The organism is Prauserella shujinwangii (genome assembly GCF_003001955.1).
GTDB classification, from domain to species: domain Bacteria; phylum Actinomycetota; class Actinomycetes; order Mycobacteriales; family Pseudonocardiaceae; genus Qaidamihabitans; species Qaidamihabitans shujinwangii.
On record NZ_PVNH01000006.1, the window covers coordinates 200,309 to 224,121 of the forward strand.

26 protein-coding genes are annotated in these 23,813 nt (G+C 72.6%); 6 read left to right on the forward strand and 20 right to left on the reverse strand.

All coding sequences use genetic code 11. The features are described from left to right. Positions 1-3: 3 nt before the first annotated feature. Positions 4-1,233, reverse strand: coding sequence for a hypothetical protein (locus B0I33_RS16265; RefSeq protein WP_106179623.1), 1,230 nt, complete (start codon positions 1,231-1,233; stop codon positions 4-6). 133 nt (positions 1,234-1,366) lie between these two features. Between B0I33_RS16265 and B0I33_RS16270 the strand changes: the two genes are divergently transcribed. Then, entirely contained in the window at positions 1,367-1,762 is a 396-nt protein-coding gene (locus B0I33_RS16270; RefSeq protein WP_106179624.1) for an ArsR/SmtB family transcription factor, read from the forward strand. Next, positions 1,759-2,190 carry a Fur family transcriptional regulator gene (locus B0I33_RS16275; protein ID WP_106179625.1) on the forward strand — a complete coding sequence of 144 codons (432 nt, stop codon included), beginning with the start codon at positions 1,759-1,761 and terminating at the stop codon, positions 2,188-2,190. Before B0I33_RS16270 ends, B0I33_RS16275 begins: the two co-directional genes overlap by 4 nt. Positions 2,191-2,229: 39 nt before the next feature. On the opposite strand, the gene B0I33_RS16280 is transcribed toward B0I33_RS16275, so the two are convergent. The 19 genes from B0I33_RS16280 to B0I33_RS16370 all read right to left on the reverse strand — a co-directional run bounded on the left by B0I33_RS16280 (position 2,230) and on the right by B0I33_RS16370 (position 18,975). Beyond that, positions 2,230-2,952 (reverse strand): TIGR03943 family putative permease subunit, encoded by a 723-nt coding sequence (locus B0I33_RS16280; RefSeq protein WP_106179626.1) that lies wholly within the window; start codon positions 2,950-2,952, stop codon positions 2,230-2,232. Continuing rightward, a complete protein-coding gene (locus tag B0I33_RS16285; protein WP_106179627.1) occupies positions 2,949-3,965 on the reverse strand; it encodes a permease in 1,017 nt (338 codons plus the stop codon). Before B0I33_RS16285 ends, B0I33_RS16280 begins: the two co-directional genes overlap by 4 nt. Positions 3,966-3,996: 31 nt before the next feature. Next, complete coding sequence (locus tag B0I33_RS16290) at positions 3,997-4,413, reverse strand: hypothetical protein (protein ID WP_106179628.1); 417 nt, start codon at positions 4,411-4,413, stop codon at positions 3,997-3,999. Then, positions 4,410-5,264, reverse strand: a complete 855-nt coding sequence (locus tag B0I33_RS16295; protein WP_106179629.1) for an isoprenyl transferase — start codon at positions 5,262-5,264, stop codon at positions 4,410-4,412. Before B0I33_RS16295 ends, B0I33_RS16290 begins: the two co-directional genes overlap by 4 nt. Then, entirely contained in the window at positions 5,209-6,060 is an 852-nt protein-coding gene (recO, locus tag B0I33_RS16300) for a DNA repair protein RecO (protein ID WP_106179630.1), read from the reverse strand. Before recO ends, B0I33_RS16295 begins: the two co-directional genes overlap by 56 nt. 73 nt (positions 6,061-6,133) lie before the next feature. Beyond that, positions 6,134-6,646, reverse strand: coding sequence for a CD225/dispanin family protein (locus B0I33_RS16305; protein WP_106179631.1), 513 nt, complete (start codon positions 6,644-6,646; stop codon positions 6,134-6,136). A 96-nt stretch (positions 6,647-6,742) separates the two neighbouring features. Beyond that, complete coding sequence (locus B0I33_RS16310; protein ID WP_106179632.1) at positions 6,743-7,195, reverse strand: DUF2752 domain-containing protein; 453 nt, start codon at positions 7,193-7,195, stop codon at positions 6,743-6,745. A gap of 2 nt (positions 7,196-7,197) precedes the next feature. Continuing rightward, positions 7,198-7,593 carry a CD225/dispanin family protein gene (locus B0I33_RS16315; RefSeq protein ID WP_181193327.1) on the reverse strand — a complete coding sequence of 132 codons (396 nt, stop codon included), beginning with the start codon at positions 7,591-7,593 and terminating at the stop codon, positions 7,198-7,200. A 179-nt stretch (positions 7,594-7,772) separates the two neighbouring features. Beyond that, a complete protein-coding gene (gene era, locus B0I33_RS16320; RefSeq protein WP_106179634.1) occupies positions 7,773-8,672 on the reverse strand; it encodes a GTPase Era in 900 nt (299 codons plus the stop codon). A 4-nt stretch (positions 8,673-8,676) separates the two neighbouring features. Then, positions 8,677-9,012, reverse strand: coding sequence for a cytidine deaminase (locus B0I33_RS16325; protein WP_106179635.1), 336 nt, complete (start codon positions 9,010-9,012; stop codon positions 8,677-8,679). Beyond that, positions 9,005-10,345: a hemolysin family protein gene (locus tag B0I33_RS16330; RefSeq protein ID WP_106179636.1), complete on the reverse strand. Its 1,341-nt coding sequence runs from the start codon at positions 10,343-10,345 to the stop codon at positions 9,005-9,007. The genes B0I33_RS16325 and B0I33_RS16330 overlap by 8 nt, the downstream gene beginning before the upstream one ends. Beyond that, the gene (gene ybeY, locus B0I33_RS16335) at positions 10,342-10,902 is read right to left on the reverse strand and encodes an rRNA maturation RNase YbeY (RefSeq protein ID WP_106179637.1); all 561 of its coding nucleotides are present in this window, start codon (positions 10,900-10,902) and stop codon (positions 10,342-10,344) included. The genes B0I33_RS16330 and ybeY overlap by 4 nt, the downstream gene beginning before the upstream one ends. Then, positions 10,899-11,924, reverse strand: a complete 1,026-nt coding sequence (locus B0I33_RS16340; RefSeq protein ID WP_106179638.1) for a PhoH family protein — start codon at positions 11,922-11,924, stop codon at positions 10,899-10,901. Before B0I33_RS16340 ends, ybeY begins: the two co-directional genes overlap by 4 nt. A 103-nt stretch (positions 11,925-12,027) precedes the next feature. Then, positions 12,028-12,396 (reverse strand): histidine triad nucleotide-binding protein, encoded by a 369-nt coding sequence (locus B0I33_RS16345; protein ID WP_106179639.1) that lies wholly within the window; start codon positions 12,394-12,396, stop codon positions 12,028-12,030. A gap of 695 nt (positions 12,397-13,091) precedes the next feature. Continuing rightward, complete coding sequence (locus tag B0I33_RS16350) at positions 13,092-13,850, reverse strand: 16S rRNA (uracil(1498)-N(3))-methyltransferase (RefSeq protein ID WP_245900748.1); 759 nt, start codon at positions 13,848-13,850, stop codon at positions 13,092-13,094. Positions 13,851-13,857: 7 nt separating this feature from the next. Next, positions 13,858-15,021: a molecular chaperone DnaJ gene (gene dnaJ, locus B0I33_RS16355; protein WP_106179640.1), complete on the reverse strand. Its 1,164-nt coding sequence runs from the start codon at positions 15,019-15,021 to the stop codon at positions 13,858-13,860. Positions 15,022-15,046: 25 nt separating this feature from the next. Continuing rightward, entirely contained in the window at positions 15,047-16,072 is a 1,026-nt protein-coding gene (hrcA, locus tag B0I33_RS16360) for a heat-inducible transcriptional repressor HrcA (protein ID WP_106179641.1), read from the reverse strand. A gap of 99 nt (positions 16,073-16,171) precedes the next feature. Then, positions 16,172-17,671, reverse strand: a complete 1,500-nt coding sequence (locus tag B0I33_RS16365; protein ID WP_106179642.1) for a CoA-acylating methylmalonate-semialdehyde dehydrogenase — start codon at positions 17,669-17,671, stop codon at positions 16,172-16,174. Next, positions 17,668-18,975: an aspartate aminotransferase family protein gene (locus B0I33_RS16370; RefSeq protein ID WP_106179643.1), complete on the reverse strand. Its 1,308-nt coding sequence runs from the start codon at positions 18,973-18,975 to the stop codon at positions 17,668-17,670. The genes B0I33_RS16365 and B0I33_RS16370 overlap by 4 nt, the downstream gene beginning before the upstream one ends. A gap of 113 nt (positions 18,976-19,088) precedes the next feature. On the opposite strand from B0I33_RS16370, the gene B0I33_RS16375 reads away from it, so the two are divergent. From B0I33_RS16375 to B0I33_RS16390, 4 genes are all read left to right on the forward strand, one after another. Next, positions 19,089-20,744: a PucR family transcriptional regulator gene (locus tag B0I33_RS16375; RefSeq protein ID WP_106179644.1), complete on the forward strand. Its 1,656-nt coding sequence runs from the start codon at positions 19,089-19,091 to the stop codon at positions 20,742-20,744. Positions 20,745-20,780: 36 nt separating this feature from the next. Next, positions 20,781-21,158 (forward strand): SSI family serine proteinase inhibitor, encoded by a 378-nt coding sequence (locus B0I33_RS16380; protein ID WP_106179645.1) that lies wholly within the window; start codon positions 20,781-20,783, stop codon positions 21,156-21,158. Positions 21,159-21,436: 278 nt separating this feature from the next. After that, on the forward strand, positions 21,437-23,020 hold the full coding sequence (locus B0I33_RS16385; protein ID WP_106179646.1) for an NCS1 family nucleobase:cation symporter-1: 1,584 nt from the start codon (positions 21,437-21,439) through the stop codon (positions 23,018-23,020). Beyond that, positions 22,971-23,813, forward strand: a complete 843-nt coding sequence (locus B0I33_RS16390) for a nitrilase-related carbon-nitrogen hydrolase (protein WP_106179647.1) — start codon at positions 22,971-22,973, stop codon at positions 23,811-23,813. The genes B0I33_RS16385 and B0I33_RS16390 overlap by 50 nt, the downstream gene beginning before the upstream one ends.

Genomic DNA, 23,813 nt, shown 5'->3' on the forward strand with positions numbered 1-23,813 from the left:
GCGCTAGTCCCCGGCCGGGACCCGGCGGCGCAGGGCGACGGTGACGGCGGCCGCGCCGAGCAGGACACCGCCGCCGAGCAGCCCGAGGCCCCACGCGACCGAGTCGTCCTGCGCGGGCGCCGCGCCGGCGGGGATCTTGACCGGCACGGTGGGCGCGGGGCCGCTCCCGCCACCCGAGTCCACGGGCACGAAGTCACTCGGCAGCGAGCAGCTGACCCCGCCGAGCACGATCGTGGTGGTCACCGGCTCGGCGGCCGGGGTGACCGCCTTCGGCGCGGGGCCAGTGGCGTCGGCGGGCTCGGAGCTTCCGGTGGTCTCGGTGCTCTCGGTCGTCGCGGTGCGGTTCTGCGAGGTTCCGGTGGCCGCGCCTTCGGTGTTCCCGGCGTCCCCGGCGTCCCCGGCGTCCCCGGTGCCCTCGGTGGTGTCGGTGGTGTCGGTCCGCTCCGCCGGGCCGGTGTCCCCGGCGACGGGCTGGGTGACGACCTCGATCTTCCAGCCGGCGGCGACCGTGACGTCGCCGGAGCGCCACTGCTGCTGCCGCAGCAGCTCGTCGAACGACTCGATCCTGCTGATGGTCACGGTCGCGGTGCCCGAGTGGTCGCCGCGCGGGAAGCTCAGCTCCGGGATCTCCCGGCGCACCGGCTCGTCCCCCGTGGGGAGCGCGACCTCCTGCAGGCCGCCGCCCTGGCGCACCCGGAGACGGTCGGCGGTCGCGGTACCGGTCAGCTCGCCGGGTGCGGGGCACTCGGCGCTGGTCCTGGCGCCCTCGAGCACGAGGACGGTCCGGCCGGACCGGGTGTCCCACAGGGCGTAGTTCGCCTCGGCACTCGCGCGGGGCACGTGGTCGGCGGCGAGCTCGGCGACGATGCGGTGCGTCCGGCTCGGCACCCCGTCCGGGAAGGGGTTGCTCCCGGTCCGGGCGTGGTTGCCGAGGTGGACCTCGTAGTTACCGCCCGTGGCGCTGCGTTCGCTCCGCGTGCCGGGCACCGTCACGCGGTCCTGCGCCAGCCGGGACTCACCGGGCCGCAGCGGGGACCGCTGCGTCTCGCTGATGACCGAACCGCCGGAGCCGTTCTCCCCGACGCTGAGCGCGGCGGCATTGGCGTAGGCGACCGGCCCGGTCGCCTCGTCGACGGCGTCGACGGCGGAGTCCTGCGCGGCCGCCGCGCCGGGAACGGCGGCGAGCGCGAGTGCGGCGGTACCGGCGGCCAGCTTCGTCGCGAGACGCGTCATGATCCCCTCAGTTCACCCGGATGGCGCAGGGCCGGTCGGTGCCGCGAGGCGTGACGACCAGGCTCACTGCCGCCGGAACACTAGGATGGTAGGGCATCCCCCAGCAACACCCACACGAACGCGGGAGATCGACATGCCGACGGTGAGCCCCGGCGCGGCTCCCTCCGGGCTGCCCGGGGAGACCGACCAGCAGGTGCACTCGCCGGGGTCGCGGCCGGCACCCCGCACCCCGCCACCGGCGCCGGGTACGCTCGCCGACGCCGGTGAGCTGCTGCGCGCGCTCGCCGCCCCCGTCCGCATCGCGATCGTGCTGCAGCTGCGGGAGGGCGACCGGTGCGTGCACGAGCTGGTCGACGCCCTCGACGTGGCCCAGCCGCTGATCAGCCAGCACCTGCGGGTGCTCAAGGCAGCGGGTGTGGTACACGGGGAACGGCGTGGGCGCGAGGTGGCCTACCGTCTCGTGGACGACCACCTGGCGCACATCGTCGTGGACGCGGTGGCACACGTGCAGGAGGAGGCGCACGGATGAGTTCAGCCGACACCCGCAGCCGAGCACCGCTGCCCGGGCGCAGGGCCACGCGGCAGCGCGCGGCCGTCGTGGAGCTGCTGAACGACGTGGACGACTTCCGGTCCGCCCAGGAGCTGCACGACGAGCTGCGCAGGCGCGGCGAGGGCATCGGCCTGACCACGGTGTACCGGACGTTGCAGTCGCTGTCCGAGGCGGGCGAGATCGACGTGCTGCGCACCGACTCGGGCGAGGCGATCTACCGGCGGTGCTCGTCGCACCACCATCACCATCTGGTGTGCCGCCACTGCGGGTACACCGTGGAGATCGAGGGCCCCACCGTGGAGCGGTGGGCGGAGAAGATCGCCTCCGGCAACGGGTTCTCCGACATCAGCCACACCGTCGAGATCGTCGGCACGTGCTCCGCCTGCGCCCGCAACGGTCGTGAGTGAGAAACGTCGTTCTAACCACGGTCGTCACTCACGAGCCGGTCAGTACTCGTATGGGTCCTTCGGGGTGGGGATCGGCTCCAGGGCGGTGACGGCCAGCTCGGGGACGTAGCCGGGGCCGGTGGCGCGCGGCCCGGGCACCACCTGCCCGGTCACGCGCAGCCAGGTGTCGCTGGGCTGCCCGGCCGCGCCGCCGCCGGACAGGCGCACGGTCACCGGGAACGCGTCGGCGGCGCAGCAGCCGATCACCATCCTGGCCAGCAGCACCCCCTTCTCGTCGGGCACGACGAACCCGGTCAGCGCCACGGTGCGGCCGCGCAGCGTTCCGTTCGCGTCCCAGCCCGCGCGGCTGGCGAACTCCGACAGCGACAGCGGCACCACCCTTCCCGGCGGCAACGGCGGGAACTCCGCCTTCCTGCTCCACGCCGGGTCCAGCTGCCGGTCCTCCGCCCGGGTCACCGAGTCGGCGCCGAGCGCGGGCGGAGCCACCAGGAACACCGCCAGCACCGGCGCCAGCAGCAGCCACGCCGACCGCGCCGGGTGCTCGTGACAGGCTTCCCCGCCGTTGTCCGGGGCGGGCCGCCGCGCCGCACGCACGTCCCGCACCGCGGCGATCCCGGCCAGCAGCACCAGCACCACGCCCGCGCCGAACATCCACGGCAGCTGCGACGGCTTGACGTAGCGCAGGTAGTCGCCGTTGAGCGAGATCTTCAGCAGCGCCCCGCCGAGCAGGAGCAGCAGGATGTTCTGGGTTTCCCGCCTCATCGCGCACCGCCGAGGAACACGAGCCCGGCCACCACGGCGCAGCCGATCGCGACGACGAAGGTGACGGGCGCGAACCGCAGCGCGAACGCCCTGCCGAACGTCCCGGCCTGCAACGCGAACAGCTTGGCGTCGATCGCGGGCCCGACGACGAGGAACACCAGCCGGGGCAGCAGCGGCAACGCGGACAGGGACGCGGCGACGAACGCGTCGGCCTCGCTGCACAGCGACAGCACGACGGCGAGCACCGCGAGCACGAGCACGCCGAGCACGATCTGGTCGGCCAGCGCGCCGAACCACTCCCCGGGCACGAGCACCCCCAGCGCGGCGGACACGAGCGCGCCGAGCACGAGGAAACCGCCCGCGTCCACCAGGTCCGACCGTGCCGTCTCGGCGAACGCGGCCCACCGGCCGCGCCCGGTCACCTCGGGCAGCCTGCGGCGGGCGCGCTCGGCGATCCACTCCAGCTTCCCCCACCGGATCCACAGCCAGCCCATGATCATGGCCGTGGCCAGGGACGCGACGAACCGGGCGAGCACCATGCCGGGTTCGCCGGGGAACGCGACGGCCGTGGCGACGAGCACGACCGGGTTCACGGCGGGCGCGGCGAGCAGGAACGTCAGCGCCGCCGCCGGCGCCACGCCCTGCCCGATGAGCCTGCGCGCGACCGGCACCGAGGCGCATTCGCAGCCGGGCAGCGCGACGCCGGACAGCCCGGCGACGCCGACCGCCGCGGACTGCCTGCGCGGCAGCACCCGCTCCAGCACGCGGGCGGGCACGAACGCGGCGATGGCGCCGCTGACCAGCACGCCCAGCACCAGGAACGGCAGCGCCTGCACACACACGGCCACGAACACGGTCGACGCGGTCCGCAGCGCGGGGACATCGAACACCGACTGCAGCCACGACTGCCCGAGCAGCGCCAGCACGAGCACGGCGCACAGCACCTCGACCGAGGTGATCCGGCCGCGGCGCGGCCGCGCGGTGCCGCGGGAGGCCTCGGAAACGGTTGCCATTTTCCCGATGATGCCAGGGGCGGGCGAGCGCTCAGCCGGTGGATCCGAGCAGGTCGGCGCGGACCTGCGAGGCGGTGGACACCACCAGCATCAGCAGGGTGCCCAACGGGGTGGCGTCCAGCCCCTGCGCCGGGAACGCGTACCGCAGGGTGAGGTCCATGCCCCGCTCGGTGTGCACGACGCCGAGCGTGCCGAACAGGCCCTGGCCCGCCCGCTCGGCCACCGAGGCGGCGACCTCGCTCTGGTCCGGCAGGTCCCACGCGACCACGCAGGTCAGGCTGAGCACGGTCAGCCCCTCGGCGAGCCGGGTGGCCTGCACGACGCACGGCACGTCGGCGTGGGAGAACGTGAGCGCCCCGTCGTCGTCGACGTGCACCTCGAGGTAGCGCTCCAGCGCCTCCTTCGCCGACGTCAGCAGCGCGGCGGTGTCGGCGGCCTCGGACGTCACGGGGATTCCTCCGCGCCTGCCGGGGCCGCCGCGGCGGCCTCGTTCGCCGCCTGGTCGACGGCCGCGCCGAAGCGGCGGTCGCGACGGGCGTACTCCAGGCAGGCGTCCCACAGCTTCGTCCGGTCGAAGTCGGGGAACAGGGTGTCCTGGAACACGAACTCGGCATAGGCCGACTGCCACAGCAGGAAGTTGGACGTGCGCAGCTCGCCGGAGGGTCGCAGGAACAGGTCCACGTCGGGCATCTCCGGCTGGTAGAGGTACTTGGCGATCGTGCGCTCGTCGACCTTCTCGGGGTCGATCCGGCCCTCGGCGGCGAGCCGGGCGATCTGCCGGGCGGCGTCGCCGATCTCGGCACGGCCGCCGTAGTTGACGCACATGGTCATGTTGAGCCTGGTGTTGTGCCTGGTCTTCTCCTCCGCGGCCTGCAGCTCCTTGATGACGCTGCGCCACAGCCGGGGCCTGCGGCCCGCCCAGCGGATCCGCACCCCGATCGAACCGAGGTAGTCGACCTGCCTGCGGATGGTGTCGCGATTGAAGCCCATGAGGAAGCGCACCTCGTCGGGGCTGCGCTTCCAGTTCTCCGTCGAGAACGCGTACACCGACAGCCACTTGACGCCGAGCTCGACCGCGCCGCTGGCGACGTCGATCATCACCGACTCGCCGCGCTTGTGCCCCTCGATGCGGGGCAGCCCGCGCTGGTTGGCCCAGCGGCCGTTGCCGTCCATGACGAGCGCGACGTGCCGTGGCAGCAGCTCCGGCGGGATGTTCGGCGGGCGGGCGCCGTACGGGTGCGGCTCAGGTGGCCGTGGCGTCGTGTGTGACGCCACGTTCTCGCGTCCCCTGCGTCGCACCTGGCACCTCCGGATCGGTGGATGTCCCGTCCGACCCTAACTGGTGCGCGATCGGCGACTCACGGGCACGGCGTTCCACGAACGGCAACGACCGCAGCTGCCGCTCCAGATGCCACTGCAGGTGAGCCGCGACCAGCCCGCTGACGTCGCGGCGGACGGCCTGGGTCGTGGCCTCCGCCACCGGCCAGTCACCGTGCAGCAGCGCCTCCAGCAGCAGGAACACCTCGGCGGGCGGGTGCACCGCGCCCGCGCTCCGGCAGCGGCCGCACTGCGCACCCCCCGACTGCACGCTGAACGAGCGGTGCGGGCCTGGCTCGCCGCAGCGGGCGCACTCGGTGATCGCGGGCGCCCAGCCCGCGAACGCCATCGCGCGCAGGAAGAACGCGTCCAGCACCAGCGAGGGGTCGCGCCCGCCCTCGGCGAGCGCCCGCAGCGCGCCGGTCACCAGCAGGTACAGCCGCAACGCGGGCTCCCCCTCGTCGAGCGTGAGCCGGTCGGCGGTCTCGGTGATCGCGCTCGCCGCGGTGTAGCGCTGGTAGTCGCCGACGATGGGCAGCGCGAACGCGTCCACGGTCTCCACCTGCGTGATCACGTCGAGCGTGCGGCCGGTGTAGAACTGGGCGTCCACGTGCCCGAACGGTTCGAGCCGCGCCCCGAACCGGGACGTGGTGCGGCGGACGCCCTTGGCGACCGCGCGCACCTTGCCGTGCCGCCGCGTGAGCAGGGTGATGATGCGGTCGGCCTCGCCCAGCTTGTGCGCGCGCAGCACCACTCCGGTGTCCCGGTACAGACTCACCGGACCATGCTAAACGGCTCGTGCGCGCGCGACGCCGCGAGAACGACGTGTCCCGCCCACGAGCCGCCGCGCGTCAGTAGTTGTAGCTGTTGAGCGTGTCCACGGCCTCGTTGGCGGCCACGATCGCCACGATGATCATGATGACGGCGATGGCCCAGCTGATCGCGCCGATGATCGTCGCGATGAGGCACAGCGTCCTCGTCTGCCGGGACGCGTCCTGCGCGGCCGCGAGGTTGCCCTGCATCTTGTAGGTGTTGACCTCGTTGGACTTCATGATCGCGAAGATGGCGAGGATCCAGAACAGGAAGATGCAGCCGATCGCCCAGCCCTTGTAGTCCGGGATGTCCTGCCCCACGGCGCCCGGCTGCCCGTAGGGCTGGCCGAACGGCGCCTGCTGCCCGTACTGGGGGTACTGTGGCTGGCCCGGCTGACCCGGCTGGACCGGCTGGCCGTACGGCGCCGCGGGCATCCCGCCCGACGGGGTGCCGTAGGGCTGCTGCGGCTGGCCGAACTGCGGTGGCTGGCCGAACTGCTGCGGCTGCTGACCGTAGGGCTGTTGTTGTTGCTGCCCGTACGGGTTCGTCATGGGGCCCTCCCCTGGCTTCGCGAACACGTGTGCCGCGGGAGCGTACCTTCACGACGGTCGCGGTGTCCCCGGAAGTCGCCGGTTGCGGCCGGGATGTCACACCGCCAGCGCGGTGAACGGTGCGAAGGGCAGGTTCCGGAGCACGAACCAGGCCACGAACACCACCCCGAACGCCACGGGGGTCCAGCGCAGGTGCAGCCAGGTGCGGACCCAGCGGCCACGCCACCGGCCGACCGTCCACGCGGCGAAGCTCCACAGGCACAGCGCGAGGAGCACCACCGTGACCGCGTTGAAGTGCAGTGCGGCCGCGAGGTCGCCGTGCAGCAGGCTGTACAGCATCCGCATGCCGCCGCAGCCGGGGCAGGTGAGCCCGAACAGCGCCTTCGTGGGGCACACGGGCAGCGGGCCGCCCGGTGTGGTCGGATCGCCCCACCACACGACGGCGCAGGCCACGGCCGCCGCCCCCGCCGCCGCCGCGGGCGGCGCCAGCCTGCGCACCCGCTCCCGCACGGTCGCGGCGGGCGCTCCGGTGTAGACGGTGCCGGTCATGGTCAGGTGGGGGTGAGTTCGGTGGCCGCGAAGCCGAACACGACGATCATCACGATGAGGAACACGACGTAGAGGCCCACGAGGATGCCCATGGTGGCGGCCGACCAGATCGCCCACTTCTTGGCGTCGTCGGCGGCCTGCCGCGCCTCCGCGTGCAGGCCCTGCGCCCACAGGCTCGCGACCTGGTTGGACTTCACGATGGACACGATGCCCAGCGGCATGCAGCACAGGACGGTGGTGAGGATGGCCCAGACCAGGTGGTTGTCCGGCGGCGGGCCGTAGTTCGCCGGCCCGTACCCGTACTGCGGATACGGGGGACCCGGCGGCGGGCCCTGCTGCCCCGGGTACCGCGGCTGCTCGGGGTACTGGGGGAACTGGGGATACTGCTGGTCGCTCACGCCGCCTCCTGTGCCATGCGGGACACCCGCACCCGGTCGGCTCGCGTGCGCCGAGCTCCGCACGCTCCGCGATGATCGCTCACGCCGCCTCCTGTGTCATGCGGGACACCCGCACCCGGTCGGCTCGCGTGCGCGAAGCTCCGCACGCTCCGCGATGATCGCTCACGCCGCCTCCGTGTCTAGAACCCCAGCTTCCGCAGCTGCTTGGGATCGCGCTGCCAGTCCTTGGCCACCTTCACGTGCAGGTCGAGGTAGACCTTAGTGCCGAGCAGCGCCTCGATGTGGCGGCGGGCCGTGGCTCCGACCTCCTTCAACCGCGCCCCCCGGTGGCCCAGGACGATCCCCTTCTGGCTCGGCCGCTCCACGTAGAGCAGCGCGTGCACGTCGACGAGGTCGGCGCGGCCCTCGCGGGGGATCATCTCCTCGACGGTCACCGCGATCGAGTGCGGCAGCTCGTCCCGCACGCCCTCCAGCGCCGCCTCCCGGATCAGCTCCGCGACGAGCTGCTGCTCGGGCTCGTCGGTGAGGTCGCCCTCCGGGTAGAGCGGCGGGCCCTCCGGCAGGCGCGCCACGAGCACGTCGGCCACCACCCCCACCTGGTAGCCGCTCTGCGCCGACACGGGCACGAGGTCGGCGAAGTCCATGAGGTCCTGCAACGCGAGCAGCTGCTTGGCGATGCGGTCGGGCGGCACGAGGTCGGTCTTGGTGACGACGCCGATCACCGGGGTGCGCCGGGCCACCTTGGCCAGCTCGGCGGCGATGAACCGGTCGCCGGGGCCGATCTTCTCGTCGGCGGGGACGCAGAAGCCGATGACGTCCACTTCGGACCATGTCGAGTGGACGATGTCGTTGAGCCGCTGCCCGAGCAGGGTGCGCGGGCGGTGCAGGCCCGGCGTGTCGATGATGACCAGCTGCGCGTCCTCGCGGTGGACGATCCCGCGGATGGCGTGCCGGGTGGTCTGCGGCTTGCTCGACGTGATCGCGACCTTGCTGCCGACGAGCGCGTTGGTGAGGGTGGACTTGCCCGCGTTGGGGCGTCCGACGAAGCAGGCGAAACCGGAACGGTAGGGCTCGGTCATCGGCTCAGCGCAGCGTCTCGCGCACGGTGCCCGCGGGATCGGCCCGCAGGATCGGCGCGCCCGGCGCGAGGTCGCGCACGGCCCGCACGGAGGCGTCGGCGACCGTGTCGTCGCCGGTGACCACGGCGGCCGCCTCGAGACCCTCCGCGCCGCTGGACACGGCCGCGGCGACGGCCGCCTGCAGCGCGGTCAGCCGCAGCGAGGGCAGGTCGACGGTGGCGGCGGCGTAGGTGCGCCCGTCGGTGTCCCGTACCGCCGCGCCCTCGGCGGCCTGGATCCGGGCGCGCGTCGACCGGGCCAGGGTCAGGATCTTCTCGTCCTCGGGGTCAAGCTCAGGCATGTTCGACACTCCTATCACGCTCGTCGGGCTCGTCGGGCCTGACCGGCAGCCTGCGGCCGGCGATCCGGTCGTCGACAGCCCGCACGACGACCGTGGTGATCCGCATTCTGCCTCGCCGGTCCTTGCCGCCCTCGGCGCGCAGGCGCAAGCCCTCCACCTCCGCCTCGGCACCGGGCAGCGGGACCCGGCCCAGCCGCTGCGCGAGCAGGCCGCCGACGGTCTCGACGTCGTAGTCGGAGAGGTCCAGTGCGAACAGTTCGGCCAGGTCGTCCACGCCGAGCCGGGCCGACACGCGGATCGCGTTGTCCTCCAGGTACTCGACCGGGGGCCGCTCGCCGGTGTCCGACTCGTCGGTGATCTCGCCGACGATCTCCTCCAGGATGTCCTCGATGGTGAGCAGGCCTGCGGTGCCGCCGTACTCGTCGACGGCGATGGCCATGTGGTTGCGGGAGACCTGCATCTCCTGGAGCAGGTTGTCGAGCCGCTTGGAGTCGGGTACGAAGCTGGCCGGCTTCATCAGCTCGCTGACCCCGCGCGCGTTGCCGTTCTCGGCCAGGGAGGCGCGCACGAGGTCCTTCAGGTGGACGACGCCGACGATGTCGTCGACCGACTCGCCGATCACCGGCAGCCGGGAGAACCCGGTGCGCAGGGACAGCGCGAGCGCCTGCCGGACCGTTTTGGCCTGCTCGATCCAGACGATCTCGGTACGCGGCACCATGACCTCGCGGGCGACCGTGTCGCCGAGCTCGAACACCGAGTGGATCATCTCCCGCTCGGAGGCCTCCACCACCCCGCGCTCCTCGGCGAGGTCGACCAGTTCGCGCAGCTCGACCTCGGTGGTGAACGGGCCCTCGCGGAAGCCCTTGCCCGGGGTGATGGCGTTGCCGACCACGATGAGCAGCTTGCTCAGCGGGCCGAGCACGGACCCGAGGACCCGGACAGGCCCGGCCACGACCAGGCCCACGCGGTAGGGGTGCTGCCTGCCGATGGTGCGCGGGCCGACGCCGACCAGGACGTAGCTGACGAGCACCATCACGCCGCCCGCGGCCACGATCGCGAGCCACACCGGCTCGATCCAGCGCAGGCTCACCACCGTGACCAGCACGGTGGAGGTGAGCTCGCAGCCCATCCGCAGCAGCAACAGCAGGTTGATGTGCCGCCTGCGCTCCCGCAGGACGGCGACGAGCTGGCGCGCGCCGACACGGCCCATGCGCACGAGTCCGTCGGCGCGGGCCTGCGACATGGTGCTGATGGCGGCGTCCGCCGCGGCGAACACGCCGCCGAGCAATACCAGCAGGACGGCGATGACCAGCATGGTGGCCGAACCGGTCACGACTGCTCCGCTTCGGACCCTCCGTCGGTGCCCTGGAGACCGGCCGCGCCGAGCAGCCGGTCGTCGGCACTGCGGCGGGCGTCCCGGCGCTGGGCGGCCAGCCGCGCGGCGGTGAAGTCGGCGAGGATGCGGTTCTGCAGCGAGAACATCTCGCGTTCCTCGGCCGGTTCGGCGTGGTCGTAGCCCAGCAGGTGCAGCACGCCGTGCACGGTCAGCAGGTGCAGCTCCTCGGCGAGGGAGTGCCCCGCCGTGCGCGCCTGGTCCCGCGCGAAGGCGGGGCAGAGCACGATGTCACCCAGCAGCGCCGGCGACGCCTCCGCGGCGTCGGGCCTGCGCGTGGCGTCCAGCTCCTCCATGGGGAACGCCATGACGTCGGTGGGACCGGGCAGGTCCATCCACCGCTCGTGCAGGTCCTCCATCACCTCGAGTGTGACCAGGAGGACGGACAGCTCGGCGAGCGGGCTGACCTCCATCCGGTCCAGCGCGAACCGTGCGGCGGAGACGATCGACTCCTCGTCGACCTGCACGCCGGACTCGTTCGCGATCTCGATGCTCATCGCCCGACGGCCTTCCCGCCGGGAGCGTCCTGCGCGGCCTGCCACTTCTCGTAGGCGTCCACGATGTCGCCGACCAGCTTGTGCCGCACCACGTCGTGGCTGGTGAGGTTGGCGAAGTGCAGGTCGTCGACGCCCTCGAGGATCTCCCGCACGATCCGCAGCCCGCTGCGCTGCCCGCCGGGCAGGTCGACCTGGGTGATGTCGCCGGTCACGACGACCTTCGACCCGAAGCCGAGCCGCGTGAGGAACATCTTCATCTGCTCGGGCGTGGTGTTCTGCGCCTCGTCGAGGATGATGAACGCGTCGTTGAGCGTGCGGCCGCGCATGTAGGCCAGCGGCGCGATCTCGATGGTGCCCGCCTGCATGAGCCTGGGGATGGACTCGGGGTCGACCATGTCGTGCAGCGCGTCGTACAGCGGCCGCAGGTACGGGTCGATCTTCTCGTAGAGCGTGCCCGGCAGGTAGCCGAGCCGCTCCCCCGCCTCGACGGCGGGGCGCGTGAGGACGATCCGGGTGACCTGCTTGGCCTGCAGTGCCTGCACGGCCTTGGCCATGGCCAGGTACGTCTTGCCGGTGCCCGCCGGGCCGATGCCGAACACCACGGTGTGCTTGTCGATCGCGTCGACGTACCGCTTCTGGTTCAGCGTCTTCGGCCGGATCGTGCGCCCGCGGCGGGACAGGATGTCCATGCTGAGCACGTCGGCGGGCGACTCCGCGCCTCCTGCCGACAGCATCGCCACGGTGCGCCGGACGGTGTCCGGACCGACTTGCTGCCCACGTCCCGCGAGAATCACCAGTTCCGCGAACACGCGCTCGGCGAACGCCACGTCCGCGGGGGTGCCGGTGAGAGTGACCTCGTTGCCGCGCACGTGCACGTCGGCGGAGAGGAGGTCCTCGGCCGCGCGCAGGTTCTCGTCACGGGAACCGAGCAGGACGAGCACGGCGGCGTCGGGGATCGGGAACTTCGACTGGGCTGCCTGCGGGGCGGCCTCGGAGGGTTGCTGGGGGGCGGATCCGGCCACGTGCGCTCGGGCCTGCTTTCTGCGCTGGTGCGCTGGTCGTCGGTCTGTCGGGTTCGATGCTAACGGCATCGACTTCACGGGGCAGAGACGTTACCCCGCCGGGTCACGAGGACCCACCCGAATAACGCCCGAAAAGACCGAGCTGTTCCCCTCCGAGCACGTGGGCGTGCACGTGGTAGACGGTCTGCCCGGCGTCGTCCCCGGTGTTGAACACGACGCGGTAGCCGCTGCCGGTGAGGCCCTCGAGGCGGGCGACCTCCTCGGCGGTGGTGAGCACGTCGGCGAGCAGCTGCGGGTCGGCGGCGGCCAGCTCGCCGACCGTGCGGTACCGGGTCTTGGGCACCACGAGGACGTGGGTTTTGGCCTGCGGGTTGATGTCCCGGAACGCCAGCGTGGTCTCGGTCTCGTGCACGATCTCCGCCGGGATCTCCCTGGCGATGATCCGCTCGAACAACGTGTCCGCGTCACTCATACGGCAGACCCTATCGACCGCCGTCCCGGTGCGGCACGCGGCGCGCTGGGCGGGCCCCCAATGCCACATCGGGTGCGCTGGACGCACCGGATGCCGCATTGGGTGCACCCGACGCACCGAATGCCACATTGGGTGCACCCGACGCACCGAATGCCACATTGGGTGCACCCGACGCCACATTGGGTGCGGCAGCGGAAGCGGCGCAGCAGCGAACAGGGCGCCGCGGAGGGGTCCGGGGGGCCTGGGGGGCGTCCCCCAGAGAACACAGCGAAACCCCGCCACCGGGAAGCTGCGCGGCAGCGAACAGGGCGCCGCGGAGGGGTGAAGCCTGGGGGTCGCTCCACCGCCTCCGCGGCTCCGCCGGACCGAGGGGGGAGGTGTCCGGCGGGATCGTCGGCGCGCCAGGACGCGCACCGGAAAATCGGATCGTTAACGAGCGTAATGGTTTCCGCGCGGGTGGCGCCAGGAGTCGTTGGGAAATGCCTCCGAACAGCCGCGACGGCCGAAACACCGGCACCCGTTCGGGGGAGGCGCGGCGGCGGACGGTGGGCGAGCGCGGGCGTCGCCGACCGCAGCGGAGCACTCGCCGACCCGAACGCGGCACTCGCCAGCCGGAGCGCAGCACTCGCCGACCCGAACGCGGCACTCGCGGGCCGCGGCGCAGCACTCGCGGGCGGGAGCGGGGGACTCTCGGGTCAGCGCCAGCGGTCGGTGAGGGCGCCGAGCGCGCCGAGCGCGACCGCGCCCGCGGTGGAGGTGCGGAGCACCGACCGGCCGAGGCGCACGCCGAGCGCGCCCGCCGCCGCGAACGCCGCCGCCTCGTCGGCGGTCACGCCGCCCTCGGGGCCGACGACGAGCACGAGCTCGCCCTCGGCGGGCAGGGTCACGTCGGCGAGCCCGCGCGGCGCCTCGGAGTCGAGGACGAGCGCGAGCTCCGCCTCGGCGAGCACGTCGGCGAGCTGGGCGGTGGTGACCGGTTCCCGCACGTCGGGCAGCCTGCCGCGGCGGGCCTGCTTGGCCGCCGCGCGGGCGGTCGCCCGCCAGCGGGCGAGCGCTTTCGCCCCGCGCGGACCGTCGTCCCACCGGGCGACGGACCGCGCGGCCCGCCACGGCAGCACGGCGTCGACCCCGGCCTCCGTCGCGAGCTCCACCGCGAGCTCGCCCCGGTCGCCCTTCGCGAGCGCCTGGGCGAGGGTCACGCGCAGCGCGGGCGCCGGCTCGTGGCGCCGGTCGAGGAGCCGCAGTCCGAGCCGGGGCTCGCGGCCGGGGTGCACCGACTCCACCACGCAGTCCGCGATGCCGCCCGCGCCGTCGGAGAGGGTGAGCCGTTCCCCCGGCCTGGTCCGGCGGACCGTGACGGCGTGCCGGGCCTCCTCGCCGTCGAGCACGGCCTCCTCCCCGCCGGGGAGCCGGTCGACCAGGAACACCGGCGGGGTGCTGTCGCCTTCGGCCACGGGAGCGTCAGCGGCTCTTGGCGCGCAGCTTGGAGAACAGGCCGCCGCCGTGCTTGCTGCCGTTGCCGGACAGCGTCGACGCCTCCTCGCCGCGCAGCCGCGCCAGCTCCCGCAGCAGGTCGCTCTGCTCGTCGTCGAGCTTGCTGGGCACCGCGACGTCGATGTGCACGTGCAGGTCGCCGCGCCCGTCGACCCGGCCCGAGGAGCGCAGCCTCGGCATGCCCTTGCCCTGCAGCACCAGTTCGGTGTTGGGCTGCGTGCCCGGCTCGATGTCGATCTCGTGCTCGCCGTCGATCAGCGTCTCCAGCGGCACGGTCGCGCCGAGCGCGGCGGTGGTCATCGGGATCCGGAAGTTGCAGTGCAGATCGTGCCCCTCGCGGACGAAGACCTCGTGCGGCGCCTCGTCGACCTCGACGTACAGGTCGCCCGCGGGACCGCCGCCGGGACCGACCTCGCCCTGGCCGGACAGCCGGATGCGCATGCCGTCGCCGACGCCGGGCGGGATCTTGGCCACCACGTCGCGCCGTGCGCGGACCCGGCCGTCGCCGCCGCACTGCTGGCACGGGTCGGTGATGACCTCGCCGAATCCGCGGCACACCGGGCACGGGCGCGCGGTGACGACCTGCCCGAGGAACGACCGCTGCACCGACTGGATCTCGCCCTGCCCGCCGCAGGTGTCGCAGGTCTTGACCGTGGCGCCCTCCGCCGTGCCGGCGCCGCGGCACAGGTCGCACAGCACCGCGGTGTCGACGGTGATCTCCTTGTCGACACCGGTCGCGCACTCCTCGAGGGTGAGGGCGATGCGGATCAGCGCGTCGGAGCCGGGCTGCACGCGGCTGCGGGGGCCGCGGCCGCGGCCACCACCGGTGGCGGCGCCGAAGAAGGCGTCCATGATGTCGCCCAGCCCGCCGAAACCGGCGAACGGGTCCCGGGCCCCGCCCGCGCCCGCGCCGTTGTCCAGCGGGTCGCCGCCGAGGTCGACGATCTTGCGCTTCTGGGGGTCGGAGAGGACCTCGTAGGCAGTGGTGACCTCGCTGAACCGCTGCTGGGCGTCCTCGGAGGGATTCACGTCGGGGTGCAGCTCGCGGGCGAGCTTCCGGTAGGCGCGCTTGATCTCCTGATCAGTCGCGTTCTTGGACACCCCGAGGATGCCGTAGTAGTCCCTGGCCACCGTCTTGCCGTCCTCCTACAACGCGCTACTTGCCGGACAGGATCTGACCCACGTAGCTGGCCACAGCACGCACCGCGGCGATCGTGCCCGGGTAGTCCATCCGCGTCGGACCGACCACGCCCATGCCACCCAGCAGCATGTCGTCCATGCCGTACCCGATGGACACCACCGAGGTGCTGCGCATCTGCTCGTCCTCATTCTCCTCGCCGATCCGCACGGCGATGGCACCGGGGTTGCGTGCCGCCGCGAGCAGCTTCAGCACGACCACCTGTTCCTCCAGCGCCTCCAGCACCTGGCGCAGCGAGCCGGGGAAGTCGGCCACGTTGCGGGTCAGGTTCGCCGTGCCGCCGAGCACCAGCCGTTCCTCCGGGTGCTCGACCAGCGACTCCACCAGCACCGTGCAGACCCGGGTGAGCACGTCCCGCAGCTCGGGCGGCGCGTGCTCGGGCAGCTCGGAGACCTTCGCCGCGGCCTCGGGCAGCCGGTCGTCGGCCAGCGTGGCGTTGAGCAGGTCGCGCAGGCGCCCGACGGCGTCGTCGGTGATGACGTCCCCGAGCTCGACCACGCGCTGGTCGACGCGGCCGGTGTCGGTGATGAGCACCAGCATCAGCCGGGCGGACGTGAGCTGCACCACCTCCACGTGACGGACCGTGGACGCGGTCAGCGTCGGGTACTGCACGATCGCCACCTGCCGGGTGAGCTGCGCGAGCAGGCGCACCGACCGGCGCAGCACGTCGTCGAGGTCGACGGCGCCCTCCAGGAAGCCGCGGATCGCCTTGCGCTCGGCCGCCGAGAGCGGCTTGATCTCGGACAGCCGGTCCACGAACAGCCGGTACCCCTTGTCGGTGGGGATCCGCCCCGCGCTCGTGTGCGGCTGGGTGATGTATCCCTCTTCCTCGAGGGCCGCCATGTCGTTGCGCACGGTCGCGCTCGACACGCCGAGGTTGTGTCTGTCCACCAGCGCCTTCGACCCGACCGGCTCCTGGTTCGACACGTAGTCGGCAACGATGGCCCGGAGAACTTCGAAGCGGCGCTCCTCGGAGCTGGCCACCGGCACCTCCTCTCGTCGCCCACCGATGCGTGGTTGACGTCGAGTTTACGTTCTCCGAGGTCCGAAAGGGGGTGCCGGTCGCGAGGCGGCCCCGGGGGGCTACGTGTTACGCGGGAAGCCGAGGTTGACGCCGCCGTGCGACGGGTCGGGCCAGCGGGAGGTGACCACCTTCGTCCTGGTGAAGAAGTGGAAGCCGTCGGGCCCGTAGGCGTGGCTGTCGCCGAACAGCGAGTCCTTCCAGCCGCCGAACGAGTAGTACCCGACCGGCACCGGGATCGGCACGTTGACGCCGACCATGCCGACCTCCACCTCGTTCTGGTACCGGCGGGCGGCGCCGCCGTCGGTGGTGAAGATCGCCGTGCCGTTGCCGTAGGGGTTGGCGTTGACCAGGTCGAGCGCCGCGTCGTAGCTGGGGGTGCGCACGACCGACAGCACCGGGCCGAAGATCTCGTCGGTGTAGATCGTCATGTGCGGCTCGACGCGGTCGAACAGCGTCGGCCCCAGCCAGAAACCGGGCCCCTCGGTGGTGTGGCGGCCGTCGACCACCAGCTCGGCACCGGCCGCCTCCCCCGCGTCGACGTAGGAGCGCACCCGCTCGCGGTGCGCGGCCGAGACGAGCGGGCCCATCTCCGAGTCCGGGTCGCGGCCGTCGCCGACCCGCAGCCTGCCCATGCGCTCGGCGATGCGCCGGACCAGCTCGTCGCCGACCGGGTCCACCGCGACCACCACGGACACGGCCATGCACCGCTCCCCCGCCGAGCCGAACCCCGCGGACACGGCGGCGTCGGCGGCGAGGTCGAGGTCGGCGTCGGGCAGCACCACCATGTGGTTCTTCGCACCACCGAGAGCCTGCACGCGCTTGCCACGGCGGGTGCCGGTCTCGTAGACGTGGCGCGCGACCGGCGTGGAGCCGACGAACGAGACGCCCCGCACGTCCGGGTGCTCCAGCAGCCCGTCGACGGCCACCTTGTCGCCGTGCAGCACGTTCAGCACGCCGGGCGGCAGCCCCGCCTCGGCGAACAGCTCGGCCAGGAACACCGACGCGGACGGGTCCTTCTCGCTCGGCTTGAGCACCACGGTGTTGCCGCACGCGATCGCGTTGGGCACGAACCACAGCGGCACCATGGCGGGGAAGTTGAACGGGGAGATCACCCCGACCACGCCGAGCGGCTGCGCGATCGAGTAGACATCCACCCCACGGGAGGCGTTCTCGCTGAACCCGCCCTTGAGCAGCTGCGGCGCGCCGCAGGCGTACTCGACGTTCTCCAGTGCCCGCTGCACCTCGCCCGCCGCGTCGGAGAGCACCTTGCCGTGCTCGGCGGTGATGATCCGCGCCAGCTCGTCGCGGCGCGCGGCGAGCAGCTCGCGGAAGGCGAACAGCACCCGCGAGCGCCCGGCGAGGGAGGTCTCGCGCCAGCCGGGCAGGGCGCGCGCGGCGGCGGCGACCGCCTCGGCGACCTCCCCGGCACCGGCGAAGTCCACGTGCGCGCGGACCTCGCCGGTGGCGGGATCGAACACCTCCCCGGTCCGTTCCGGTTCCCCAGCCCACGTCTTGCCGTCGATCCAGTGGCTGATCCGCCTGCCGCCGAACTCGGTCACGCGCGCCGCCTCTCCTCGTCCGCCACGGCGATCGCCTCGCCCAGGATGTCCAGCGCCTCGCCCGCCTCCTCGTCGGTGAGCGTCATGGGCGGCGCCAGCCGGATCACGTTGTTGTGCAGGCCGCCCTTGCCGACGAGCAGGCCACGGGCCTTGGTCTCCTCCAGCACCACCCCGGCCGCGGGCGGGCTCGGTTCGGTGCCGCCCGGCTCGACCAGCTCCACGCCGATCATCAGCCCCTTGCCGCGCACGTCGCCGACCACGCCGTAGCGGTCGCCGAGGTCGCGCAGCCCGGCGATGATCCGGTCGCCGAGCTTGGCGGCGTTGCCCTGCAGGTCGTTGTCGAGCAGGTAGTCCAGCGTGGCCTTGGCGCCCGCCGTGGCGACGGGGTTGCCGCCGAACGTGGAGATCGAGTTCGCCCCGAGGCAGTCCATCACCTCGCCGCGGGCAACGACGCCGCCGATGGCCAGCCCGTTGCCGAGGCCCTTCGCGAACGTCATCACGTCGGGAGTGACGCCGTGCGCCTCGATGCCCCAGAAGTGCTCGCCGGTGCGGCCCCAGCCGGTCTGCACCTCGTCGGAGATCAGCAGGATGCCGTGCTCGTCGAGCACCTCCTTGAACGCGCCGAGCAGCCCGTCCGGCGGGACGTTGAAGCCGCCGACGCCCTGGATCGGCTCGGCGATGAGCGCAGCGACGTCGCCCGAGGTCGTCGTGGCGAGCACGTCGCGCAGGTCGTCGACGCACGCCGCGACGTAGTCGGCGTCGGACAGCCCGGCGAACGGGCCGCGGTAGCGGTAGCCGCCGTGCACGTAGCTGACCTTCACCGGGGACAGCGCGCTGGCCGACCAGCCGCGGTTGCCGGTGACGCCGACGGTGGCGAAGGCCCTGCCGTGGTAGGAGTTCCGCAGGGCCAGGACCTGGTTGCTGCGCCGGTACTGGGTGGCGAGCATCAGCGCGGTCTCGTTGGCCTCGGTGCCGGAGTTGGTGAAGAACACCTTGGCGCCGGGGATGCCGGAGAGCTCGGCGATCCGCTCGGCGAGCTCCACCTGCCTGCGGATGAGGTACAGCGTCGACGTGTGCAGCACCCCGGTGTCGAGCTGGGCGCGGACGGCGTCGGAGATCTCGCGGACATCGTAGCCGATCGCGTTGGTCAGGATGCCCGCGAAGAAGTCGAGGTAGGTGCGGCCCAGCGAGTCGGTGACGCGACGGCCCTGAGCCCGCACGATCTCGATCGGCTCGGAGTAGTACAGCGCCAGCCAGTCCGGCAGCACCGCGCGGTGCCGGCTCAACAGGTCCGAATCCGTCATGCGTCCGAGTCTCGGCCCGCCGCGCGCGGGATCGCCACCGACAATATGTACGGAGTCCCGTCCGCCGCCGTACAGTCTGCATCTTCCGTGGCTCGCGAACGGGAGGAGGGACCGTGTACCCCACCGTGGCGGAGGTGCTCGCCCTGCCGGTGGTGCGGCACGGCGGACCGAGGGTCGTGGCGGGGGCGGCGGGGCTGGACGCGCGCGTGCGCTGGGTGCACGTCGCCGAGGTCGCCGACATCGCGCACCTGCTCAAGGGCGGCGAGCTGGTGCTGACCACCGGCATCGCGCTGCCGGACGACGACGGCGCGCTCACCAAGTACGTCGGGGAGCTGGCCGGGGTCGGCGTCTCCGGGCTCGTGGTGGAGCTGGTGCGGCACTGGAGTGACCGGCTGCCGCCCGCGCTGGTGCACGCGGCCGACGAGCACGGCCTGCCGCTGGTGACCCTGTCCAGGGAGACCCGGTACGTGACGGTGACCGAGGCGGTCAACGGGCTGATCGTGGACGCGCAGGTGGCGGAGCTGCGGGCCGCGGAGCAGGTGCACGAGACGTTCACGGCGCTGACGGTGTCGGGCGCGGAGCCGGACGTCGTGCTGCGGGAGGTGGCCCGGCTGACCGGGGACGCCGTGGTCCTGGAGACGCTGGCGCACGAGGTGCTCGCCTACGACGCCGCCGGGGCCGACCCGGGCGAGCTGCTCGCCGGCTGGCAGCAGCGCTCCCGTTCCGTGCGGCTGGGCGAGCGGACCGGGTACCACCCGGCGACGGGCTGGCTGGTCACGATCGTCGGGGCGCGGGGGCACGACTGGGGCAGGCTCGTCGTCGTGTGCGCGGAGACGCCGCCGCGGCGGCACGTCGTGGTGGTGGAGCGGGCGGCGTCGGCCCTGGCGGTGCACCACCTGCTCGCGCGGGAGGGCGACGGGCTGGAGCGGCAGGCGCACCGCGCGGTGCTGACCGAACTGCTCGCCTCGCCCGCGCCGTCGGCGGAGCTGGTGGCACGGGCCGCGGCGCTGCGGGTGCCGCTCACCGGGCGCAGGCTGGTCGGCGCGGCGATCCGGCCGCGGCTGGGTGGGGAGGCGAGCCCGGCCCCGGCGGCGTCCACCGGGCCGCTGCTGCGGGAGCTGGCCGAGGTGACGGCGCTGGCGACGCGGCGGGCGAAGGTGACCGCCCTGGTGGCCGCCGTGGACGACACGAGCGTCCGGGCGCTGCTGTCGCTGTCGCCGCAGGCCAGTGCCGACGCCGTGCTGAGCAGGCTGGCCAGGGAGATCCGGCAGGCGCGGCCCTCGGTCGCCGCCGGGTCGACGGTGGTGGCGGCGGGCACCACCGTCGACTCGGCCGCCGAGGCGGGCCGCAGCCTCACCGAGGCGGGGCACGTCGCGGCCGCCGCGCTGCGCAGGGACACCGAGCCCGGCCGCGGCTTCCACCGGCTGGAGGACGTGCGGCTGCGCGGCCTGCTGCACCTGCTGGGCGACGACGACCGGGTGGCGGCGTTCGCGGCGCGGGAGCTGGGCCCGCTGCTGGCCCGGGACGCGGCCACGGGCAGCAGGCTCGTGCAGGCGCTGCGTTACTTCTGCGAGCACGGCGGGAACAAGTCCGCGGCCGCGGCGGCGGCGCACACCTCGCGCACCGCGTACTACCAGCAGCTGGCCCGGATCGAACAGGTGCTCGGGGTGCCGCTGGAGGATCCGGAGTCGATGCTGTCGCTCTACGTCGCCCTGCTCGCCCTCGACGTGCCCACCCGGTCGGGGGATGTCGATCACCCGGCCGAGTAACACAGGTCCCGGGCCGGGCCTGCCGATATCCGAAACATGCCCATGTTCGCCGAATCGCTCGCCGCGTGCGCCGCCACCCTGCTGTGCGCGAGCGGGCCCGCCGTGTCCCCGTCCCCCGACTCCGTCCTCCACCTGACGATGACCCCGCCGAACGGCGCCACGCGCGCGGCCGTGCTGGTGTGCGATCCGGCGGCGGGCACCCACCCGAAGCCGTACGAGGCGTGCTCGGCGATCGAGCGCGCCGACGGCGAGCTCGCCGACCTGCCCCGGCGGAACCAGGCCTGCCCGATGATCTACTCCCCCGTCGTCGCCGAGGCGCACGGCTGGTGGCGCGGCGAGCGCGTCGACTTCCGCGCCTCCTACTCCAACGCCTGCGTCGCCGACGCCGAGTCGAGCGGCCTGTTCGGCTTCTGACCCGCCCCCTCCCGCCCGCGCCCAGCGCACCCGGACGCAGTGAAGGCCACCCTCACCGCCTTGGACGCACACAGGGTGGCCCTCACTGCGTTGATCACACGCAAGGTGGCCTTGGGGGCGGGGCTACAGCGGGGTTGCGCGGGGGTTGCGGGGGTGTTGAGCTGGGCAGGGAAGCACCGGCGGCGGGCGGGCGCAATCGACACTGTGTCTGCCGTCACCCCCATCGGTGAACACTCTGCCAGTCCCTGCGGGCGGCCTCCGGCGAGCACGATGCCGCAATGGAGCCGACCACCGCACAGATCCAGCACCCGGACGGCCGGGTGGAGCTTCGCGATGCGTCGTCACTTCACGGCAGCCGGTTCTTCAACGACGAACTCGCCCCGGTGCCCGTCGAGCGGCGAACCTGGACCACCTACAACTACTTCGCGCTGTGGAACGGCATGGCGCTCAACCTGCCGTCCTACCTGCTCGCGTCCGGCCTGATCGCCATCGGGATGAACTGGGCGCAGGCGTTCCTCACGATCGCCCTCGGCAACCTCATCGTGCTGGCGCCCATGCTGCTGAACAGCCACGCGGGCACCAAGTACGGCATCCCGTTCCCCGTGTTCGCCCGCGCGTTCTTCGGCGTGCGCGGCGCCAACCTGGCCGCGCTGCTGCGCGGTCTCGTCGCGTGTGGCTGGTTCGGCATCCAGACGTGGGTCGGCGGGCAGGCGATGTTCGTCATCATCGGCAAGCTGTTCGGCGACGGCTGGAGCGGGGCGGCCGCCGTCGCGGGCCAGCCGTGGACGCTGTGGCTCTGCTTCGCGGCGTTCTGGGCGCTGCAGATGGTCATCATCTGGCGCGGCATGGAGGCGGTCCGCAAGCTGGAGAGCTGGGCGGCGCCCGCGGTCAGCGTCGGGTTCCTCATCCTGCTGGTCTGGGTGCTGATCAAGGCGGGCGGGTTCGGCCCGATCTTCGCGCAGCCGTCCGAGCTGGGCTGGGGGCCCGAGTTCTGGAAGGTGTTCGCGCCCTCGCTGATGGGCATGATCGCCTTCTGGGCCACGCTGTCGCTGAACATGCCGGACTTCACCCGGTTCGGCCAGGACCAGCGCAGGCAGGCCTGGGGCCAGATCCTCGGCCTGCCCACCACGATGTCGCTCATCGCGATCATGTCCATCATGATCACCTCGGGCGGGATCGTGATCTACGGCGAGGCGATCTGGGACCCGGTGCAGCTGGCCAGCCGGTTCGACTCGCCGATCGTGGTGATCGCGGCGCTGCTCGGCATCGTGCTCGCGACGATCACGACCAACCTCGCCGCGAACGTGGTGAGCCCGTCCTACGACTTCTCCAACGCCTTCCCGCGGAGGATCAGCTTCCGGGTCGGCGGGCTCATCACCGGCGTGATCGGCATCGTCATCATGCCGTGGCGGCTGATCTCCGACCCGAACATCTACATCTTCGCGTGGCTGAACTTCTACGGCGGCGTGCTCGCGGCCATCGCCGGGGTGCTCGTGGCCGGCTACTGGGTGCAGGCCGGGACCCGGCTCGCGCTCGCGGACCTGTTCAGCGAGCGGGGCCGCTACTGGTTCACCGGCGGCTGGAACTGGCGCGCGCTGGTGGCCTCGGGCGTCGGCGCGGTGTTCGCCGTGGGCGGCGCGTACTCCGCGCCGGGCTCGGGGCCGTTCCCCGAGAACGGGCTCATCCCGCTGTTCCAGCCGTTCTACGACTACAGCTGGGTCGTCGGCCTGGTGGCCGCGTTCCTGGTGTACCTCGCGCTGACGCTGCCCGGCTCGCGCGAGGAACCGATTCCCACCGACAAGGAGGACAGCAGTGAACGAAGTGGTCAGGGCAGGCTTGGTTCAGCAGCGGTGGACGGGTGACAAGGAGTCCATGATCGCCACCTCGGTCGAGGCCATCGGCCGGGCCGCCTCGCAGGGGGCGCAGGTGGTGTGCCTGCAGGAGCTGTTCTACGGGCCCTACTTCTGCCAGGTCCAGGACACCGAGTACTTCTCCTACACCGAGGCCGTCCCGGACGGTCCGACCACGCGGCTCATGCAGGAGGTCGCCGAGCGGCACGGCGTGGTGCTGGTGCTGCCGATGTACGAGGAGGAGCAGCCCGGCGTCCTCTACAACACGGCCGCGGTGATCGACGCGGACGGTTCCTACCTCGGCAAGTACCGCAAGAACCACATCCCGCAGGTGAAGGGGTTCTGGGAGAAGTTCTACTTCCGGCCGGGCAACACGGGCTACCCCGTGTTCGACACGGCGGTCGGCCGCATCGGGGTCTACATCTGCTACGACCGGCACTTCCCCGAGGGCTGGCGCGCGTTCGGGCTGGCCGGCGCGAAGATCGTGTTCAACCCGTCCGCCACCAGCAGGGGCCTGTCGCAGTACCTGTGGCGGCTGGAGCAGCCCGCGGCGGCGGTGGCCAACGAGTACTACATCGGCGCGATCAACCGGGTCGGCGTGGAACCGCTGGGCGACAACGACTTCTACGGCCAGTCCTACTTCGTCGACCCCCGTGGCGAGCTCGTCGGCGACGCCGCCTCCGACTCCGAGGACGAGGTGGTGGTGCGCGACCTCGACATGGGCAAGCTGGAGGAGGTGCGCAAGCTGTGGGCCTTCTACCGCGACCGCAGGCCGGACTCGTACGAGTCGCTCGTCAAGCCGTGA

Coding starts and splice junctions, on each gene's coding strand:
- B0I33_RS16265 (WP_106179623.1), bottom strand. CDS start 1,233: ATGACGCGTCTCGCGACGAAGCTGGCCGCCGGTACCGCCGCACTCGCG.
- B0I33_RS16270 (WP_106179624.1), top strand. CDS start 1,367: ATGCCGACGGTGAGCCCCGGCGCGGCTCCCTCCGGGCTGCCCGGGGAG.
- B0I33_RS16275 (WP_106179625.1), top strand. CDS start 1,759: ATGAGTTCAGCCGACACCCGCAGCCGAGCACCGCTGCCCGGGCGCAGG.
- B0I33_RS16280 (WP_106179626.1), bottom strand. CDS start 2,952: ATGAGGCGGGAAACCCAGAACATCCTGCTGCTCCTGCTCGGCGGGGCG.
- B0I33_RS16285 (WP_106179627.1), bottom strand. CDS start 3,965: ATGGCAACCGTTTCCGAGGCCTCCCGCGGCACCGCGCGGCCGCGCCGC.
- B0I33_RS16305 (WP_106179631.1), bottom strand. CDS start 6,646: ATGACGAACCCGTACGGGCAGCAACAACAACAGCCCTACGGTCAGCAG.
- B0I33_RS16310 (WP_106179632.1), bottom strand. CDS start 7,195: ATGACCGGCACCGTCTACACCGGAGCGCCCGCCGCGACCGTGCGGGAG.
- era (WP_106179634.1), bottom strand. CDS start 8,672: ATGACCGAGCCCTACCGTTCCGGTTTCGCCTGCTTCGTCGGACGCCCC.
- B0I33_RS16325 (WP_106179635.1), bottom strand. CDS start 9,012: ATGCCTGAGCTTGACCCCGAGGACGAGAAGATCCTGACCCTGGCCCGG.
- ybeY (WP_106179637.1), bottom strand. CDS start 10,902: ATGAGCATCGAGATCGCGAACGAGTCCGGCGTGCAGGTCGACGAGGAG.
- B0I33_RS16345 (WP_106179639.1), bottom strand. CDS start 12,396: ATGAGTGACGCGGACACGTTGTTCGAGCGGATCATCGCCAGGGAGATC.
- B0I33_RS16370 (WP_106179643.1), bottom strand. CDS start 18,975: ATGACGGATTCGGACCTGTTGAGCCGGCACCGCGCGGTGCTGCCGGAC.
- B0I33_RS16380 (WP_106179645.1), top strand. CDS start 20,781: ATGCCCATGTTCGCCGAATCGCTCGCCGCGTGCGCCGCCACCCTGCTG.
- B0I33_RS16385 (WP_106179646.1), top strand. CDS start 21,437: ATGGAGCCGACCACCGCACAGATCCAGCACCCGGACGGCCGGGTGGAG.